The sequence below is a fragment of the Botrimarina sp. genome (assembly GCF_040219535.1).
In the GTDB taxonomy this organism is placed as follows: Bacteria; Planctomycetota; Planctomycetia; order Pirellulales; family Lacipirellulaceae; genus Botrimarina.
Genome location: NZ_JAVJSH010000029.1, coordinates 201506 through 217461, shown reverse-complemented (window position 1 = coordinate 217461; position 15956 = coordinate 201506). Strand labels below are relative to the sequence as shown.

The following is a 15956-nucleotide window of genomic DNA, read 5'->3' as shown; positions in this document are numbered from 1 at the left end:
CTCCGCGTTCCGCCGTCGGCCTCCCCCACTCCGCCCTCGGCGCGCCGCAACGCCCGGCCGGCCATCGAGGCTAGAAGCCCCGGAGCGCCTCAGTCCTTCAGCTGGAACAGCCGGCTCAGCGCTTGCAGCAGCGTGTGCGGCGACCCCTCGCGAGACTCGTCGCGGAGCGACTCCATCGGCGGGTGGAGCATCTTGTTCACCAGGCGATCGGCGAACCGCTCGATCTCTTGCCGGGCCGCGTCGTCGAGGCCGGGCAGCTTGTTGAACAGCCGCTCGAGCTCGGCGCGTTTCGGCACGTCGAGCCCCTGTCGCAGCCGGGCGATGATCGGCGCCGACACCCGGTGGCGCGCGTCGACGAAAAACCGCTCGCGCTCCTCGCGGATGATTCGCTCGGCGTGCGGCAGCTCGCGTCGCCGCGCCTGGTGGTTCCGCTCGCAGGCGGCCGCCAGGTCGTCGATCGAGTAGAGGTACACGCCCGGCTCGTCGCCGATGGCGGGGTCGAAGTCGCGGGGCATCGACAGGTCGAGCACGAACAGCGGTCGCTGCTCGCGCCGCTGGGCCACCTCGCGGCGGTAGCGGTCGAGCGACAGGATCGCCTCGCCCGCGGCGGTCGCGGTGATGACCAGGTCGGCGCGGGTCAGCTCTTCGGTCAGTTTCTCCAGCGACACGGCCCGGCCGCCCCACTCGACGGCCAGCGCCGTGGCGCGCTCGAGGCTGCGGTTGGCGACCACCGGCGCCCGCGCCCCCTGGTCGGCCAAGTAGCGGAGCGTCTCGTCGGCCATCTCCCCCGCGCCGACGACCATCACGCGCTTGTCGTCGAACCGCTCGAAGATCCGCGCGGCGAAATCGCTGATCGCCACGCTGGGGATGCTCACCCGGTGGCGGTGCAGGTCGGTCTCGGTGACCACCCGCTTGGCCACGCGCAGCGCCCCTTGGAAGCAGTCGTGCGTGAGCGGCCCGGCCGACTCCGCGCCGCGGGCCAGCTCGTACGCCTGCTTCACCTGGGCCACGATCTGCGGCTCGCCGAGGACCATGCTGTCGAGGCTCGCCGCGACGCGGAATAGGTGGTCGACGGCGTCCTCGTCGCGGAGCGTGAGCAGGTACGGGCGGACCTGCTCGACGCTCAACCGGCGTGACTCGGCCAGGTGCCTCGCGATGAGGCCCGGGCAGGGCGGCAGCTCGCCCGCGGGCGTGGCCGCGTAGAACTCGACCCGGTTGCAGGTCGACAGCAGCACCCCCTCCGCGCCGGGCAGCACCTCGCGCCACGCGGCCATCGCGTCGTGGGCCTCGTCGGGGGTGAAGGCTAGCTGCTCGCGCACGGCGGCCCCCGCGTGATGGTGCGAGCAACCTACCATCCGGAGCTTCATAGAGGGCGTGGGTCGGTGGCGCCGGGCGCCGGGCGTCGGCTGGACTGGGACGGGGAGGAGCCATCGATGGCGGCCGCGGGCGGCTGGTCGCGCGCGCCGTGGCTCGCGCCGCCCCAGGTGAGCGACCCCAGCACGATGGCCAGGAAGCCGAAGGCGGTCACCGTCAAGTACGCGACCTTCCGGCCGTGCCGCGCCGGCGGGTAAGCCCACCGGAACGCGGCCGCCACGACCAGCCAAGCCAGCAGCGCCGACGAGGTCAGCACGACAGGGTCCGACCACAGCCGCGATCCCCCGCCGGGCCCCTGGTTTAGCCTAGTCAGCACCAAGCCCGACAAGAATCCTCCGACCATCAGCCAGACCGACAGCGACAGCGAGCGGGTGTTCGCGGTCTGGAGCCACTCGAGCGACGGCAAACTCCAGCCCCGGGCGGGGGGCGTCTTGTGTTTCAGCCGCCAGCTCTGAACCAGGTACATCAGCCCGGCGACGAACCCGACGCTCACCGACGCGGTTGCGGCCACCAGAAGCCAACCGTGGGCCTGCCCCCAGAACAACGAAGCGCGGTCCTGAGAGAAGGGCCGGTCGCTGGCCGCGTAGGCCATGCCGACCAGCAGCAGAACGACGGGCAGCAAGAACACGCCGACGGCCCACCGCGCGTGCCGGAGGGTGAAGGTCAGGTAGATGGCCGCGAGCACGGCCGCCGCGAGCAGGCACCACTCGGCGGGGCTCGCCAAGGGGGTGGCGGCCGAGCCGGCCTGCGTCACGAGGTACGCGACGTGGGCGAACAGCCCGGCCGCCGTGATCCCCAACAGCACCGCCCGCCGCCCGCCCGAGAGCGTCCCCGCGAGCCGCCCGCCGCGGCGCCCGGCCAGCGCAGCCGCCTCGAGGACCAGCGCCACGGCGTAGCTGGCCGCGAAGCAGAACACGGTGATGCGGGAGAGGTCCAATGGTGCGAAGGCAAAAGGCGGGAGGCGGAAGGCGGAACAGGACCCGCGAATCTAGCGGTGCGGATCGATCACCGCTCGGAGGGGTCACGGCTTGCCCGTCCCATTATCGCCCGCGTCGAGCCCGTAGTCTTTGATCTTCTTGTGCAGCGTGTTGCGGTTGATCCCCAGCCGCTGGGCGGCCTTGATCTGCACGCCGTCGCAGCGGGTGAGCACCTGCGCGATGACCTCGCGTTCCACACGGTCCACGATCCGGCCGTGCAGGTCGGTGGCTTCTTCGTCGGCCTTGGCCAGGCCCTCCTCGACGAGCTGCGTGGCGAGCGACTCGAAGTCCATCCGCCGGAACGACCCGCTCGGCGAGCTCGGCTCCCCCCGCACCACGCCGGGCAACAGGTCGACCGTCAGCTCGTCGCCGGCGGCCATCACCACGGCGCGCTCGACGTAGTTCTGCAGCTCCCGCACGTTGCCCGGCCACGCGTAGTCTTGCAGGGCCTCCATCGCGGCCGGCTCGATGTGGACCACGTACCGGTCGTTCTCTTCGTTGTAGGCGTTGAGGAAGTGGGTGACGAGCGCCGGGATGTCCTCGCGCCGCCGGCGGAGCGGGGGGAGCCAGATCGGCACCACGTTCAGCCGGTAGTACAGGTCCTCGCGGAAGCGGCCCTCGGCGCATTCCTCGGCCAGGTCACGGTTGCTGGCGGCGACCACGCGCGTGTCGACGCGGATCGTCTGCGTGTCGCCGACACGCTCGAACTCGCGCTCCTGCAGCACACGCAGCAGCTTCACCTGCAGCAGCGGCGTGGTGCTGTTGATCTCGTCGAGGAAGATCGTGCCGGTGTGGGCCGCCTCGAAGCGGCCGGTGCGGTTGTCGATCGCGCCGGTGAACGCGCCGCGCACGTGGCCGAACAGCTCGCTCTCGAGCAAGCTCTCGCTGAGCGCGCCGCAGTTGACTCGCACGAACGGCCGGTTGCGGCGGTCGCCCAGCCGGTGCAGCGCGTGGGCGATCAGCTCCTTGCCGGTGCCGGTCTCGCCGAGCAGCAGGACCGAGGCGCGGCTCGACGCGGCCTGGCGGGTCGTGCGGTAGACCTCCCGCATCGCCTCGCTGGAACCGATCAGCCCCGGCAAGCCTGCCGACGCACCGTTCGCCACGGCGGGCGCCAAGCGGGTCATCGCCGCGCTCCTTCGATCGTGTCGAGCACGCGCCCCAACACCTGCTGGGTCGCTTCCGGGGCGGTCTCGCTCGCGTTGTAGCGCACGTACTGCTCCCGGATCTGGTCGGTCGTCAGCAGCACGCCGAACCGATCGACGCTCTTGGCGAACGCGTCGGCGGCCGCGCGGCGGTCGTCGACGCCACGCGCGGCCAGGGTGGCCGCGTCGACCAACCGGGCCTGGCTCTCCGGCGTGCCCAGCTGCGCGAGCGTCGACAGCGACTGGCCGTCCGAGCCGAAGCCGAGCACGCCGACCAGGTCTTCCGAGCGGCGGCTCCACGCGTAGAAGTCGGGCCCCTGGTCGACGAGCCGCGCGATCGCTTCGCGGGCCTCGGAGGCCCACCGCAGCCGGACCGAAGCGTCGGGCCACCCGTCGGGCCGGAGCTCGGCCAGCCGCTCGGCGAGCGAGACCGTCGCGTCGACCGAGTGCGGACGCGCAACGGCCACCACCGCGTCGTGTTCTTCGGCAAGCCGCTGGGCGTCGGCCAGCCGGCCCTCGGCCGCCAGCAAACCGACCGGCACGAGCGCCGTCTGCGGCCGGCGCCGCAGGCGGAACAGCGTCTCTCGCGCGCCGGGAAGGCTCAGCGATTGATCGATCAGCACGAGCTGCGTGTCGGGCGATTCGGCAGCGGCATCCACCGCGGCCGCGCCGCGGTTGGCGGGGGTCGCCGCGTAGCCGCCCGCGGCCAGCCAGCCAGCGGTCGCGGCGGCCCGCGCCAGCTGAGGCGACGCGACCACCGCGCGCTGCTCTCCTTGGGAGCGGGCGAAGTACAGCAGCGTGTCGATCAGCAAGCTGGAGCCCGAGTAGGGCTGTTGTGGGTTGATCGCCACGAGCGCCTTAGCCGCGGTGTAGCGGACCGCCGGGTGCGGCGACTCGAGCGCCGCGACGAGCGGCGCGGGCCGGAGCCCGCGGGTCGCCACGACCGACTCGCCGCCCTCGTTGCCCAGCGCCGTGGCGGCGCGGACGGCGGCCAGGTGAAGGCCGTTGTCGAGCGCCGCTTGCAGCACGCCCGACACACCGACGCGAGCCGCGATCTCGTTCGCCGTTCGGTCGCCGGCCTCAAGCATCAGCGCGGCGGCCAAGCGGCCGGTCGACTCGACGCGCTCGTCGAGCCGCCATCGCTCCCGCGCTAGCTGCGCCGCGAGCCGCCGGGAAACCCCCGGCGAATCGTCCCGCTCGTCGGAGAACAAGCGCCCGCCCGCGAGCAGTTCTTCGATGGCGGTGTCGAGCAGCCGCTCCGCGGACGGGATCGTCAGCGGCTCGTCGGCGAGACGGCTGTACGCCCACCTCGCGGGCTCCGAGCCCCGCAGGGCGGCGCCGACGACCAGCGCCGCGGGCAGCCGGGATCGGATGCGGTTGAGTTCGGCGAGCCGCCCCAGCGCGTAGGCGCCCTCGTTGCTGACGTTCGGGTCTTCGCTGAGCGTTGCCTCGTAGATCAGCGGGCGGCTGATCGGATCGAGGGCCACGAGCGCTTCGCGGAGCCGCGCGCGCACCGTCGGGTCCGCGGCCTCGCGGAGCTGCTGGGCGGCGAATTCCGCCCCCTTGCGTCCGGTCGCGCGGAGCTCGCGGATCGCGTCCACCGCTTGTTCGCGCTCGCCGGCGAGCCGCTCGACTAGCCGGCCCAAACGCTCGGGAGAAGTCGCCGCTGCGGCGGCCGCCGCGATCGCCCGGCGCGCCAGGGGAGCGGCCTCCGGCAGCGCGACGGCTAGCCGGCTGAGCTGCCCCGTCCCGACCTGGCTGACCAGCTCGGCGAGTTGCGCGGCGCTGGGGTCCTTGGCGACCAACTCTTGCACGAGTTGCGTGGCCTCTTCGGTCGCGCCGAGGTCCAGCAGCACGATCGCCGTCTGCACGTAGTGCCGCGGCTCGGTCCTTGGCAGCGCGAGCGCCGCGCGCACGGCCGGCGAGTCTGCCGCCGGCGGGGCGGGCTGCGCCGCCGCCGCAGAGGCCAGCGACCAACACGCCACCAAGGCGATCCACCAACGCTTCCCCGCCCGTTCGCTCAAGGGTTCGGCTCCTCGTTCGCGAGCCGCTCGCGCCACGCGGCGGCTTGTTGCTCTACCAGTTCCGGGTTCGTCGAGCCGTAGCTCCTGAACGCCTCGATCGCCCGATCCACGCCGAGCACGTCGTAGACCGACTCGTCCAGGTCCGGGTGGACCGAGCGGTAGGCCTCGATCGGCAGGTCCGCCAGCCGGACGCGCTCTTTCATCGCCGCTGCCACCAGCTTGCCAACCAGGCCGTGGGCGGTCCGCTGGGGGATGCCCAGCTTGATCAGGTGTTCCATGAACGTGGTCGCGTCGAGGTAGCCGTGGTCGAGCCGCTCGCGGATCGCTTCGCGCCGCAGCTCGGCCCCCGCGACCAGCGGCGCAGCCAACTCGAGGCACGCCCGCACCGTGTCGGTCGCGTCGAACACCCGCTCTTTGTCTTCTTGCAGGTCGCGGTTGTAGGCCATCGGCAGGCCCTTGGTGAGCACCAGCAGGCTCTGCAGCGAGCCGATCACCCGGGCGGCCTTGCCGCGGGTGAGCTCGAGCACGTCCGGGTTGATCTTTTGGGGCATGATCGAGCTGCCCGTGCAGAACTGCTGCGGCGGCGTCAGGAAGCCGAACTCGGTGGTGCTCCAGAGGATCCACTCCTCGGCCCACCCAGAGAGGTGCACCGCCACGAGCGACAACGCGGCCACGAACTCGATCGCGAAGTCCCGGTCGCTGGAGGAGTCGAGGCTGTTGGCCACCACCCCGTCGAAGCCCAGGTCCTTGGCGACGCGCTCACGGTCGATGGGGATCGTCGTGCCTGCCAGGGCCGCCGTGCCGAGCGGCGACAGGTTCACCCGGCGGCGGCAGTCGCCGAGGCGGTCGCGGTCCCGCTGCAGCTTCTCCGCGTAGGCGAGCCAGTAGTGCGCGGCGAGCACCGGCTGGGCCCGTTGCAGGTGCGTGTAGCCCGGCAGGATCACGCCGGCGTCTGCCTCGCAGCGGCCGACGAACGCCCGCTGCAGGTCGCGGAGCAGCCGATCGATCTGGTCGATCGCGTCGCGGACCCACAGGCGGAAGTCGGTCGAGACCTGGTCGTTGCGGCTGCGACCCGTATGCAGCTTGCGGCCCACGTCGCCGATCCGCTCGACGAGGGCGCGTTCGATGTTCATGTGCACGTCTTCGAGCTCTTGCTTGAACTCGAAGCGGCCCGTCTCGATCTCTTGCCCGATCTGCTCGAGCCCCTCGACGATCTGCCGCCGCTCGGCGTCGGTGAGCACGCCAACCGCGGCGAGCATCTCCGCGTGGGCGATCGAGCCGCGGATGTCCTGCCGGAAAAGGCGGCAATCGTAGGAGACGCTCTGGCCGAACGCCTCGACGCGGGCGTCGGTCGCGGTGTCGAAAACCCCGCCCCACGGCTTCTTGTTGGCCGCCGCGGGCGGAGCGCTCGACCCGGCGCCCACCGATTGGTCTTTCCCAGCCAAGGCCAGCCCCGCCTGTGGGGTGCACCGCAAACGAAGTGGGCAGCCGCCTGCCCGCCAAGTGCGCCAAGGTAGGTTGGGGCGATGGCGGTGTCAACGAGCCGTCCGCTAGCTTCGCTCAAGAACTAGGCAGGTGGCGCCCATCAGTTCAACTGCTGCTCCCGCACGCCAGCGGCTACGCAGCGGGAATTTCTCGCCAAGATAGCCGACGATTTGGCGAATCCACCGTCAGGGACCAACTGCTAAACTCAGCGGCGGTAGGGCGCAGAGCCGAGAGCGGATCTCGGCAGTCACCCCGGCATGGCGCCGGAGGAGGAGATGTCGTGTTCCATGCCTTCTTTGATTTCCTGAGGGACCTCGGGCCTCCGTTCGGAATGGTCGTGGCTATCGTCGCGATTGCGTGTGCGGCTGGAGTGGTGAACACGATCTCTAAACAGGTGCGGGTCTTCGCCGACCACGAAGCCGACCGCCGGCTGAAGCGCGACCTGCTGGAAGCCGGTTACCAGACCGACGACGTCGAGCAAATCGCCAATCTCGAAGTGACGGCCGAGTACAAGAAGCCGAAGATGTCGGCCTAGAACCGCACCACTCGGCCACGCCACACACAATCGAGTTGAGGCTCGACATGACGCTTGTCTTTGCTCAGTCCACCGCCGGATTCTGGCACACGCTCACGAGCGACTTCAGCCATCAAGAGAAGTTCGCCCTGTGCATCGTTCTGATCGGCTGTGTCACGGCGATCGCAATCACGACGATCTCCCTGTGCGGCGCGGTGTGGTACCACCTCCGCAAAGGGGAGCGAGAGACCGAGCTCGTCCGCGACCTGCTCCACCAAGGCCGCTCGGCAGAGGAGATCGAGAAGATCGTGCGGCCGGCCGACGGCTGGTCGCGCGCCTGGGAGCGATGCCTGAGGAAGAAAGAGGCTTAGCCCGCCGCGCGCTTCGCGAGCCGGGTTGGCCCACCGCCGGGCTAGCGACTCGTTGTGGCACGACGATTGCCTCCATCCGGGTTGCTACCATCGCACGCCCCCCGCCCGCAGCCTCCCCCCTTGCTGCTGAGCGTGCGAAAAACCCTGTGAACGGAGTCGTTTTCGTTCCTCGACCGATTCGCTTTGCGGAGCAACAGCGATGCGCCCCCTGCTTGTTTTGTTGGCATTCGTCGGCGCGCCGGTCGCCACGTCGCTGTCGGTCTGGGCGGCGATCCAGACCGGCGAGCCGCCCTGGTGCGAGGTCCTCAGCGGCAGCTTGATCCGCACCACCGCCGACCAACACAAGGTGAACGTCGCAGTGTCCGACGCGATGCGACGCGCTATCACCCTGTCGGACCAGCCCAGCGAGCAGCAGCTAGTCGAAGCCGAATACCGCGAGAGCGCCGACGCGTGGTTCAGCACGCCCGACTGGACCGGCGCCGTCGAAGAGCGAGCCAGCCGCTTGGTCCGCCAGCAACTCGTGCCGGCCGGCGGCGTGCTGCGGGTCGACGTGCTGCACGGCGCCGAGATGCCGTCGCTGGTGTTCGTCGAGCACGAAGAATCCGCCGTCGAAGTGAGGGTCTGCCGGCTTATCGAGAGGGAACTCGCCGCGCACGGCGTGCCTGCTCGGTGAGGGGCAGTTGCCCGTGGTCCACGGTCCGTGGTCCGTGGTCCGTGGCAGTGAGTCGCCTCGATAGCCCTCCCCCCGCCACCTGCCACTCACTTCTTTTCCCAAACTTTTTGCGGTTCGCTCGCCCCCTCCGGCACACTATCTGGGTAAGGCCGCGGCCAACGGCGCCGGCGGCAGCGCTCACCCCCGATAGGGCCGCTCTGTGTCTGTCTCGCCCGAGCCGCCGCTACCGCAAGCGCCCGCCCGCCCAACGGGCCGGAGCACGAGCCTCGGCCGGATCGCGCCGCCGGCGCCGCGCCCCGCGGCGACCGACGGCGAGCTGCTGGCGGTCTTCGTCCGCCAACGCGATGAGGATTGCCTCGCCCGGCTCTTCGACCGCCACGCCGACATGGTCTGGCGGGTCTGCCGCGGCACGCTCCGGCGCCAGCAAGACGCCGAAGACGCCTTCCAAGCCACCTTCTTGCTACTGGTGAAGAACGCCCGCAGCATCCAAGCGAGCGAGTCGGCCGCGGGCTGGCTCTACCGAGTGGCGCACCGCACGTCGCTCGCCGCGCGGCGGCGCCTCGCCGCGCGACGCGAAGAGGCCCTCGCGCTCGACCCGCACGCCCCCAGCGAGGCCGCATTCCCCGACCTGTCGCAGCGCCAGAACACCGGCGTGCTGCTAGAAGAGCTCCGGCGGCTGCCCGAGCGTTACCAAACGCCGCTCGTGCTGCGCTACCTCGAAGGCCAATCGCGTCGCGCGATCGCCGAACAGACCGACTCGACGGTCGCCGCCGTGCAGGGCCGCTTGGCCCGCGGCAAACAACTGCTCCGGCGGCGCCTGCTGCGGCGCGGCGTTTCGCTTTCGCTGGCGTTCGGCGCGCTGGCGGCCAAGCCGCAAGCGGCCGAGGCCGCGCCAGCCTCGGCGGTCGCCGCCACCACGTCGAACTCAACGGCCCTCGCCGCCGGCGGCTCGCTCGCCGCGGGCGTGGCGGTCGTCCACCTTGTCCGAGAAGGAGCCCGTGCGATGTTGTTCGCTTCGCTAGGAAAGCCCGCCGCGGCGGTCGTCGGGGCGGCGCTGGTCGCGCTCGCGACCCTCGCGCCCGAGCCGGCGGCCATCGGCGCCGGCCCGGCCGACGGCGCGCCGGTTATCGACGCCAGCGTCGCCGCTCAAGTTGAGCCCGCCGCGCCGGAAGTGGTCGAGTCGCACGCTATGACGGTGCAACTCAATCGAGTCGCCCCACCGAAAACCAAAACGGCCCCGGCGCCGGTCGAAGATCCGTTGCCTTACACCGCCGTTTACAAAGTGGCGGACTTGATCGGCGCCGCCGCCAAAACCGGCGACCCGTCGGCCGAACTGCAGACGCTAGCCCAGCGCGTCGCGGAGGCGATTGAACTCGAACCGAGCGAGGTTCGTCCGTTCGGCAAGGATCTTCTCGTAGTTTCGGCTGAAAAAGTCCAGCATGAAGAGCTATCCAAATGGCTTGCAGCCGCACGCGACAATCGAGCAATCGAGCCGCGAACGAATTGGCAGCTCCAATTCACCGAGAAGCATGCCGACCTCGGCCAAGCGCCTGACACGGCGATCCTCGACGCGAAGCTCGAACTGGCTCGCGCCAAGAGCCGGCTGGCGGCCACGCGCGGAGAGCAGGACGCCGCCGCCGAACAGCTACGCGAGGCCCATTCACTGGCGGGCCGATTCGTTGAGGCGTTCAGCCGCCTCAAGGAGCAGGGGCAGGACAGGCAGGCCGAATTGTTCGACGCCGAGAAGCGGGCCGCCGAAGTCGCGATCGAGCTGGCGGATCTCACGGCCGGCTACTCCGATCCCGCGGCAGCCCGCGAAGCAAGCGCGCCGCCGCAACCGCGAGAGAGCCCTCTGGAGAAGATCGTGCGGCTACGCCGCGAAGAGTTGAAGCGACTGGAAGGGCTCTACGACGACGGTCTGACCTCTCGTCCGAGTGTCATCGCGGGGGAGGTCGCCCTAGCCGAGGCGATCGCTCGGCTGGCGGACACGCGGAGCAAAGCGGCGGCTCAAACGACCGCGACAGAGCTGCAACCGGCAACGACCAAGCCATCGCAGAAGTCCAACCTCCGCGACTTGCTCAGCGAATGGGAACGGGCATGGTTTGAGCAGCCCAAGGACAGCGACTCCGAGGGCGCGACCTGGCGCGAGGGCGACGCCGACTCCCTCGAGCGGCTCGAGCAACACCGTGAGCGGTTGATCGCCGCCTTAAAGAAGCGTGGCGGCACGGACTCCAATCCGCCCGTGTATCCGGAGATCGAGCGTATCCGCCAAGCGATCAAAGCGATCGACCGACGCATCGCGGAAGTCCTTGCGCCGGAAGACTACGTGGACTCGGTTCTCGAAGGCTTGCAGTCACCGTCGGCCGAGTCGAGCGACGAACCTGACGCGGCGGCGTCGTTCCGCGAACCACCGCCATTACGAACAGCGCCGCCCGCTCCCGAAGCGCCGCAGCCGCCGTCGCCGCCGCCGCCCGAGCCGACCAAAGCGCCGGCCGCGCCCCCTTTGAACCAGCCGGCGTCAGATTATTTCAATCCTCCACCGTTATTCGCCCCCTCTCAAACACCCCCTCGTACGAGGCCCTATGATCGGCCGGACGGCTCTCCCCCCCAGCCGCTGCAGCCGCTCGCCCCGCCGAGCCCGAACGACGCCTACTCCCAGGCGAACCAGCGGTACGGCTACTCGGTGCGGCAACTGCAACGCACGCTCAACGAAAAGATGGGCCTCGAGCCACCGCTCGCGGTCGATGGCGACTACGGCCCGAAGACCGAGCTAGCCGTGCGTGAGTTCCAGCGGATGCAAGGGCTCGAGCGGACCGGCCAGGCCGATGCGGCGACGCGTGAGAAGCTGGGGCTCGTCAAACCATCGGGTCGCGAGCAGCAGGCGGCTCCAGAGTCCGCGGCGTACACGCGCGAGGAGGGAGTCGATCCCACTCCAATCGAATCGCTGCAGTCAGAAGCCCAGCACGCGGTCCAAAAGTTCCACGCAGCGCAAGAACTCGTCATACGCGCTCATAAGCTTGCTTCTGCTCGGCTTGAGTCAGTCAAGGCGTTGATCGCGGCGGGCGGCAACGTGCCGTCGTGGGATCAACTCCAGGCATCATCTCATCCAGGGCCGCTTGCGATGGCGTTCTTCAATGAGGGGCTCAAACACCGGCAAGCTGTGCTGAGACAAGTCGAGGAGATCGAGAAACGCCTTACGGCCACTTTTGAAAAAAAGTCCCAATCGATGTCATTGCAGGAGCTCCAGGGCATCGCGAACGTAACCTCGGCACTTGAGGACATGCCCATAATTGAGTCGAAGAAAGATCTTCAGCCCGCCCATGAGTTCTTTGCTGATCGATGGAGCAGCGCACTCGTCAATGCCGTGCATAATCGCGTCCTCGGGGAGTTAGGGGGGACCACGTCGGGCGATCCGACGACCGACCTTCGATGGTTCCAACAGAGTAAACACCTCGATCCCACCGGCGAATTGAACGAGGCGACCTGGAACGCGTTATTCGGCCTCGAGAGCGGCTCGGCCGACGAGCAGCCCGGAGTGACCGACGGCGCCTCTTCGACCAAGCCCCGCCGCTTCGTCCCCCGCAAAAGCGCGACCGGCGGCTCGTGGACCGTGTTCGACCGGCCCTCCGACCTCAACCCCGACGGCTGGGCCGTCAAGGCGGAGCTGGCGCCCGGCGCCACCGCGCCGATCCCGGTCGACGGCGACACCCAGAGCCGGCCGCAGCTCCTGCTGGTCGGCGGCGGCGACGACGCGGTCACCATCCGGGTTGTCGACGCGAAGACCGATCGGCCCGAGGAGCCGGTCACGATCCGCCGCGACGAGCCGCAGCACATCACGGTCCGTGGCAAGCGGGTGCGTGTGCTCTACCCGTCGCAACAGGTCGCGGCGGGCGAGAACGACCAGTCGCCGTTGGCGCCGATCCTGATGTTCGAGGCCACGTCTTCCGAGGAGGCGGCGCCGGCGCCGGGCGGCGACGAAGAGTAAGATTCCGCGCGTATTAATCTTGCCCGCCGGTTCTGCCGATCGTAATGTTCGAGTTAACCGTGCGGGGGCATGACTACTGGCTCGTTTGTCGACGCGCCTCCCCGCGCCGGGACTGTCGTACTGGAGTTGCGACAATGGCTGACAAGCCGAAGAACACCGCGAAGCCCGCCGCCGCCGCCCAAAAGGGCAAGCCCGCCGCCAAGACGCCGGCCAAGAAGGGCAAGTGATCGTTGGCCCCTAGCGGGGCCTCAGGCGTAAACGACGCGGTCGCTCTTCAACCAGCTACGGAACAAGAGCACAGCGGAAAAAACCAAACCACGAGGCGCCGCGGGACCCCGGTCCCGGGGCGCCTTGTTTTTTGGCGGCCGCCGATCGGTAGGCTACAATGCGTTTGAGGCAGGTTCTCATTACCAGGGCCCCCATGATCCGATCGACGGTTACCGACCGCTGGCAGACGACGATTCCCTCCGCGGTTCGGAAGGCTCTCGACCTGAAGCCCCGCGAAAAGCTCGTCTACGAGATCGTCGACGGCGGCGTGGTCGTTCGACCCGATCGAGGGACCCTCAGCGATTTGGCGGGGGCCATCCACACATCGAAGCGCCTGGGGTCGAAGCTCGACGAGCGGGCTTCGGCAAAGCGTTCGCGATCCTCAGGTGCGGATTGATCCGTTACGTCGTCGACACAAACGTCCTGCTTCGCTTCCTGCTAGCGGACAGCGACCGGCTCACCACCAAAGCCCGGCGACTGTTCGCTCAAGCAGAGCAGAGCGAATGCTTGCTGGTCGTAACCGACCTTGCAATCGCCGAGGCGGTTTGGGTGCTTGAATCGTTCTACGAGGTAGAGCGGCAAGTGACATCGAGCACGCTGATGGAACTGCTGGGCAAGCCGGGTCTGCTCATCGATAATCGGGCCTTGATGGAGGACTCGCTACGTCGTTACGGCCAGACGAAGATCGACTTCCTTGATTGCTACCTTGCTGCCCGCTGCGCCGCTAGCGGCGATACGGTCGCGTCGTTCGACAAAGACTTCCGCAAATTCCCAGATGTTTCGCGGTGGACGGGCGACTGACCCGGCGTGGCCATTCTACGCGACGATCACCCGTGCGCGATCGTCGCTTGCTGATCGGTCTTGACCGTCGGCGGGCTGCCCACGCGGCTGGTCGGGGTGAGGCCCCGCTCGTGCTGGTTCCACCACAGGTCCGCCTGCTCCACGCCCCACTCCGGGTCGCGGGGAACGCGGTCCAGCCGGAGCGACAGCTCGCGGGCGGTCTGCGGGCGCTTGGCCCGGTTCTTGTCCAGGCACGCGAGGATCGCGTCGTCGAGCTCCGGCGGGAGCTTGCGTCCGCTGGTTAGCGAGGGCGCGCGGGGCGTGTCGTCGACCTGCTTGCGGATCAGCTCGTCGATGCTGTCGGCCTCGAACACCGTGCGGCCGGTCAGCAGGAAGTAACCGACCGCGCCGACCGCGTAGAGGTCGCTCCGCGCGTCGACGCCGGCGGGCGTTTGGATCGCCTCGGGCGACATGTACAGCGGCGTGCCGGCCATGCCGGAGGGGCTGCCGTCGTCGGTCACTTTGACGAGGCCGAAGTCGAGCACCTTCACCACGTCGGGCTCGGCGCCGCGGCGGTTGAGCATGATGTTGGCCGGCTTGATGTCGCGGTGCACCAGGCCGGTGGAGTGGGCCTCGTACAGCGAGCCGCAGATCTGCCGGAGCAGGTCGACCACCCGCCCAACCGGCTGCGGCCCGTACCGCTCGACGAGCTCCTGCAGGCTGATGCCGTCGAGGTACTCCATCGCGTAGTAGAAGAGCCCCTCGGGCGTGTGGCCGTAGTCGAAGATCGCGACCGTGTTCGGGTGGCAGAGCTGGCTGGTGATCTGCACTTCGCGCTCGAACGCGGCGACCGCGTCGGCGCTGACCTTGCTCGGTTCGAGCATCTTGACCGCGGTGGGCCGGCGGAGCATCGCGTGGGTCGCCTTGTACACGACGCCCATCGCCCCCGCGCCGAGCTTGTTCTCCAGGCGGTACTGGCCGAGCTGCTGGGCCTCGATCGCGGCCTCCTGGGCCTCGCGCCGCAGCCGCGCGACCTTGAGCGTGAACACGAAGATGGCGATCGACATCAGCACAAGCAGCGCAAAGAGCGCCCAGTGGGTGCGCTGGAGGATCACCAGCGGCCGGTAGGCCTCGGCCGCGTCGATCTCGGTGGCGACACCGAACCGGTAATCCGGCAACCACGTCCAGGCCCCGACGACACGCACGCCGCGGTAGTCGCGGTAGCCCTCCACGTCGACCCCCGGTTCTCCCTCGGCCGCGGCGGCGACCATCCGCGTCATGGGCAGCTCGATCCGCCGGCGGTCCGGCCGGAACCCGGACGTCATGTCGCCGCCCGGGTCGCGCACGAGGACCCTGAGGATCGACCGTGCGTTGGGCTCGTCGGCCAGGATGCCGAGCAGGATCAGCTCCTCCTCGAAGCGGCTGCTCGAGAGCATCAGGCCCTCGGCGTCGAAAGCGTAGGTCTCGCCCGTTTCGCCGGTCTGCCCCAACTGAAGGATGCTGGTGAACTCTTTTTGCGGACGCAATCGAAGCGCCAGGGCCGCGACGACCTGGAAGTTGTCGTCGCGGATCGGCGCGGCGGCGAACATCACGGGCGTGCCGGTGCGCACGTGGCCGCGGCGGTCTTTGAGCGGCAGCACGCTCGGCAACGGGCGGGACACGCACACCTCGCCGTTCAGCGCGCGGCTGAAGAACTCGTCGAACGCGTGGTCCTCGATGAAGTCGTCGCGGCCGATCGCGGCCGCGTCGAACCCGGCGATGATCGTCTTCGATTTGTCGATCACGAAGAAGCCGTCGTAGTCGTACGAGCTCAAGGCGGGCCCCATCGCCTCGACGAGCCCGGCCCGCGCCGCCTCGGCGGCCGCGGCGTCGCCCGCCAGGAGCTGCCCGACGAGGTCGCGCGTCGTGGTGTCGTTGGCGAGCGACTCGGCGTTCCGCTCTTGGCCGCCGAGCCACGTGCGGAGCATCGCCACCTCGACGTCCAGCAGCGTCTGCAGCTCGCTCGCGAGCGACGCCTTCATCGTGCGCTCGATCGCGCCGCGCACGAAAAGGCCGATAGTCGCCAGCACGACCACCGCGATGATCGGCCACACCCAGACCTGCCGCTTCAGGAACACGCCCGCGCTCGTCAGCGAGCGGCTCATCGTGCGCGTGGCCCACGTCATGTGGGCCTTGCGGCTCGACATCGGGCTGGCGGATTCGGCGCGGCGAGAGTCGGCCATCGGTCGGGGAAAGCGGGAAGCGGGGCGTTGCCGGCGGCGGGGTCGCATCACGGCTAGTCTAGTTAAGCCGGGCGCCGGCAGCCGACCCGCCGAGCCGCAAATCAAGCTGAATCAGCCGACCGCCGCGGTTTCCCGCGTCGCC

12 protein-coding genes are annotated in these 15956 nt (G+C 69.4%); 6 read left to right on the top strand and 6 right to left on the bottom strand.

Annotated elements, in window-relative coordinates; all coding sequences use genetic code 11:
- Positions 1–89: 89 nt before the first annotated feature.
- The 5 genes from hemA to argH form a co-directional block, all read right to left on the bottom strand.
- A complete protein-coding gene (hemA, locus tag RIC11_RS17080) occupies positions 90–1367 on the bottom strand; it encodes a glutamyl-tRNA reductase (protein WP_350213474.1) in 1278 nt (425 codons plus the stop codon).
- On the bottom strand, positions 1364–2311 hold the full coding sequence (locus RIC11_RS17075; protein WP_350213473.1) for a hypothetical protein: 948 nt from the start codon (positions 2309–2311) through the stop codon (positions 1364–1366). The genes hemA and RIC11_RS17075 overlap by 4 nt, the downstream gene beginning before the upstream one ends.
- An 84-nt stretch (positions 2312–2395) precedes the next feature.
- Complete coding sequence (locus tag RIC11_RS17070) at positions 2396–3400, bottom strand: sigma-54 interaction domain-containing protein (protein ID WP_502879400.1); 1005 nt, start codon at positions 3398–3400, stop codon at positions 2396–2398.
- A 71-nt stretch (positions 3401–3471) separates the two neighbouring features.
- Positions 3472–5517 (bottom strand): hypothetical protein, encoded by a 2046-nt coding sequence (locus RIC11_RS17065; protein WP_350213471.1) that lies wholly within the window; start codon positions 5515–5517, stop codon positions 3472–3474.
- Positions 5514–6941 (bottom strand): argininosuccinate lyase, encoded by a 1428-nt coding sequence (argH, locus tag RIC11_RS17060; protein WP_350213592.1) that lies wholly within the window; start codon positions 6939–6941, stop codon positions 5514–5516. The genes RIC11_RS17065 and argH overlap by 4 nt, the downstream gene beginning before the upstream one ends.
- A gap of 341 nt (positions 6942–7282) precedes the next feature.
- Between argH and RIC11_RS17055 the strand changes: the two genes are divergently transcribed.
- From RIC11_RS17055 to RIC11_RS17030, 6 genes are all read left to right on the top strand, one after another.
- On the top strand, positions 7283–7537 hold the full coding sequence (locus RIC11_RS17055) for a hypothetical protein (RefSeq protein ID WP_350213470.1): 255 nt from the start codon (positions 7283–7285) through the stop codon (positions 7535–7537).
- A 47-nt stretch (positions 7538–7584) separates the two neighbouring features.
- Positions 7585–7887 (top strand): hypothetical protein, encoded by a 303-nt coding sequence (locus RIC11_RS17050; protein ID WP_350213469.1) that lies wholly within the window; start codon positions 7585–7587, stop codon positions 7885–7887.
- Between the two features lie 199 nt (positions 7888–8086).
- Positions 8087–8560 (top strand): hypothetical protein, encoded by a 474-nt coding sequence (locus tag RIC11_RS17045; RefSeq protein WP_350213468.1) that lies wholly within the window; start codon positions 8087–8089, stop codon positions 8558–8560.
- Between the two features lie 199 nt (positions 8561–8759).
- Positions 8760–12545 (top strand): sigma-70 family RNA polymerase sigma factor, encoded by a 3786-nt coding sequence (locus RIC11_RS17040; protein ID WP_350213467.1) that lies wholly within the window; start codon positions 8760–8762, stop codon positions 12543–12545.
- A gap of 421 nt (positions 12546–12966) precedes the next feature.
- Positions 12967–13209, top strand: coding sequence for a type II toxin-antitoxin system PrlF family antitoxin (locus tag RIC11_RS17035; protein ID WP_350213466.1), 243 nt, complete (start codon positions 12967–12969; stop codon positions 13207–13209).
- Positions 13206–13613, top strand: a complete 408-nt coding sequence (locus tag RIC11_RS17030; RefSeq protein ID WP_350213465.1) for a type II toxin-antitoxin system VapC family toxin — start codon at positions 13206–13208, stop codon at positions 13611–13613. The genes RIC11_RS17035 and RIC11_RS17030 overlap by 4 nt, the downstream gene beginning before the upstream one ends.
- A gap of 26 nt (positions 13614–13639) precedes the next feature.
- On the opposite strand, the gene RIC11_RS17025 is transcribed toward RIC11_RS17030, so the two are convergent.
- Positions 13640–15814, bottom strand: a complete 2175-nt coding sequence (locus RIC11_RS17025) for a serine/threonine protein kinase (protein ID WP_350213464.1) — start codon at positions 15812–15814, stop codon at positions 13640–13642.
- Positions 15815–15956: the final 142 nt, after the last annotated feature.

What these genes read in the sequence shown, in the direction of transcription:
- hemA (WP_350213474.1), bottom strand. Translation starts at nt 1,367, where the DNA reads ATGAAGCTCCGGATGGTAGGTTGCTCGCACCATCACGCGGGGGCCGCC.
- RIC11_RS17070 (WP_502879400.1), bottom strand. Translation starts at nt 3,400, where the DNA reads ATGCGGGAGGTCTACCGCACGACCCGCCAGGCCGCGTCGAGCCGCGCC.
- RIC11_RS17050 (WP_350213469.1), top strand. Translation starts at nt 7,585, where the DNA reads ATGACGCTTGTCTTTGCTCAGTCCACCGCCGGATTCTGGCACACGCTC.
- RIC11_RS17045 (WP_350213468.1), top strand. Translation starts at nt 8,087, where the DNA reads ATGCGCCCCCTGCTTGTTTTGTTGGCATTCGTCGGCGCGCCGGTCGCC.
- RIC11_RS17035 (WP_350213466.1), top strand. Translation starts at nt 12,967, where the DNA reads ATGATCCGATCGACGGTTACCGACCGCTGGCAGACGACGATTCCCTCC.
- RIC11_RS17025 (WP_350213464.1), bottom strand. Translation starts at nt 15,814, where the DNA reads ATGGCCGACTCTCGCCGCGCCGAATCCGCCAGCCCGATGTCGAGCCGC.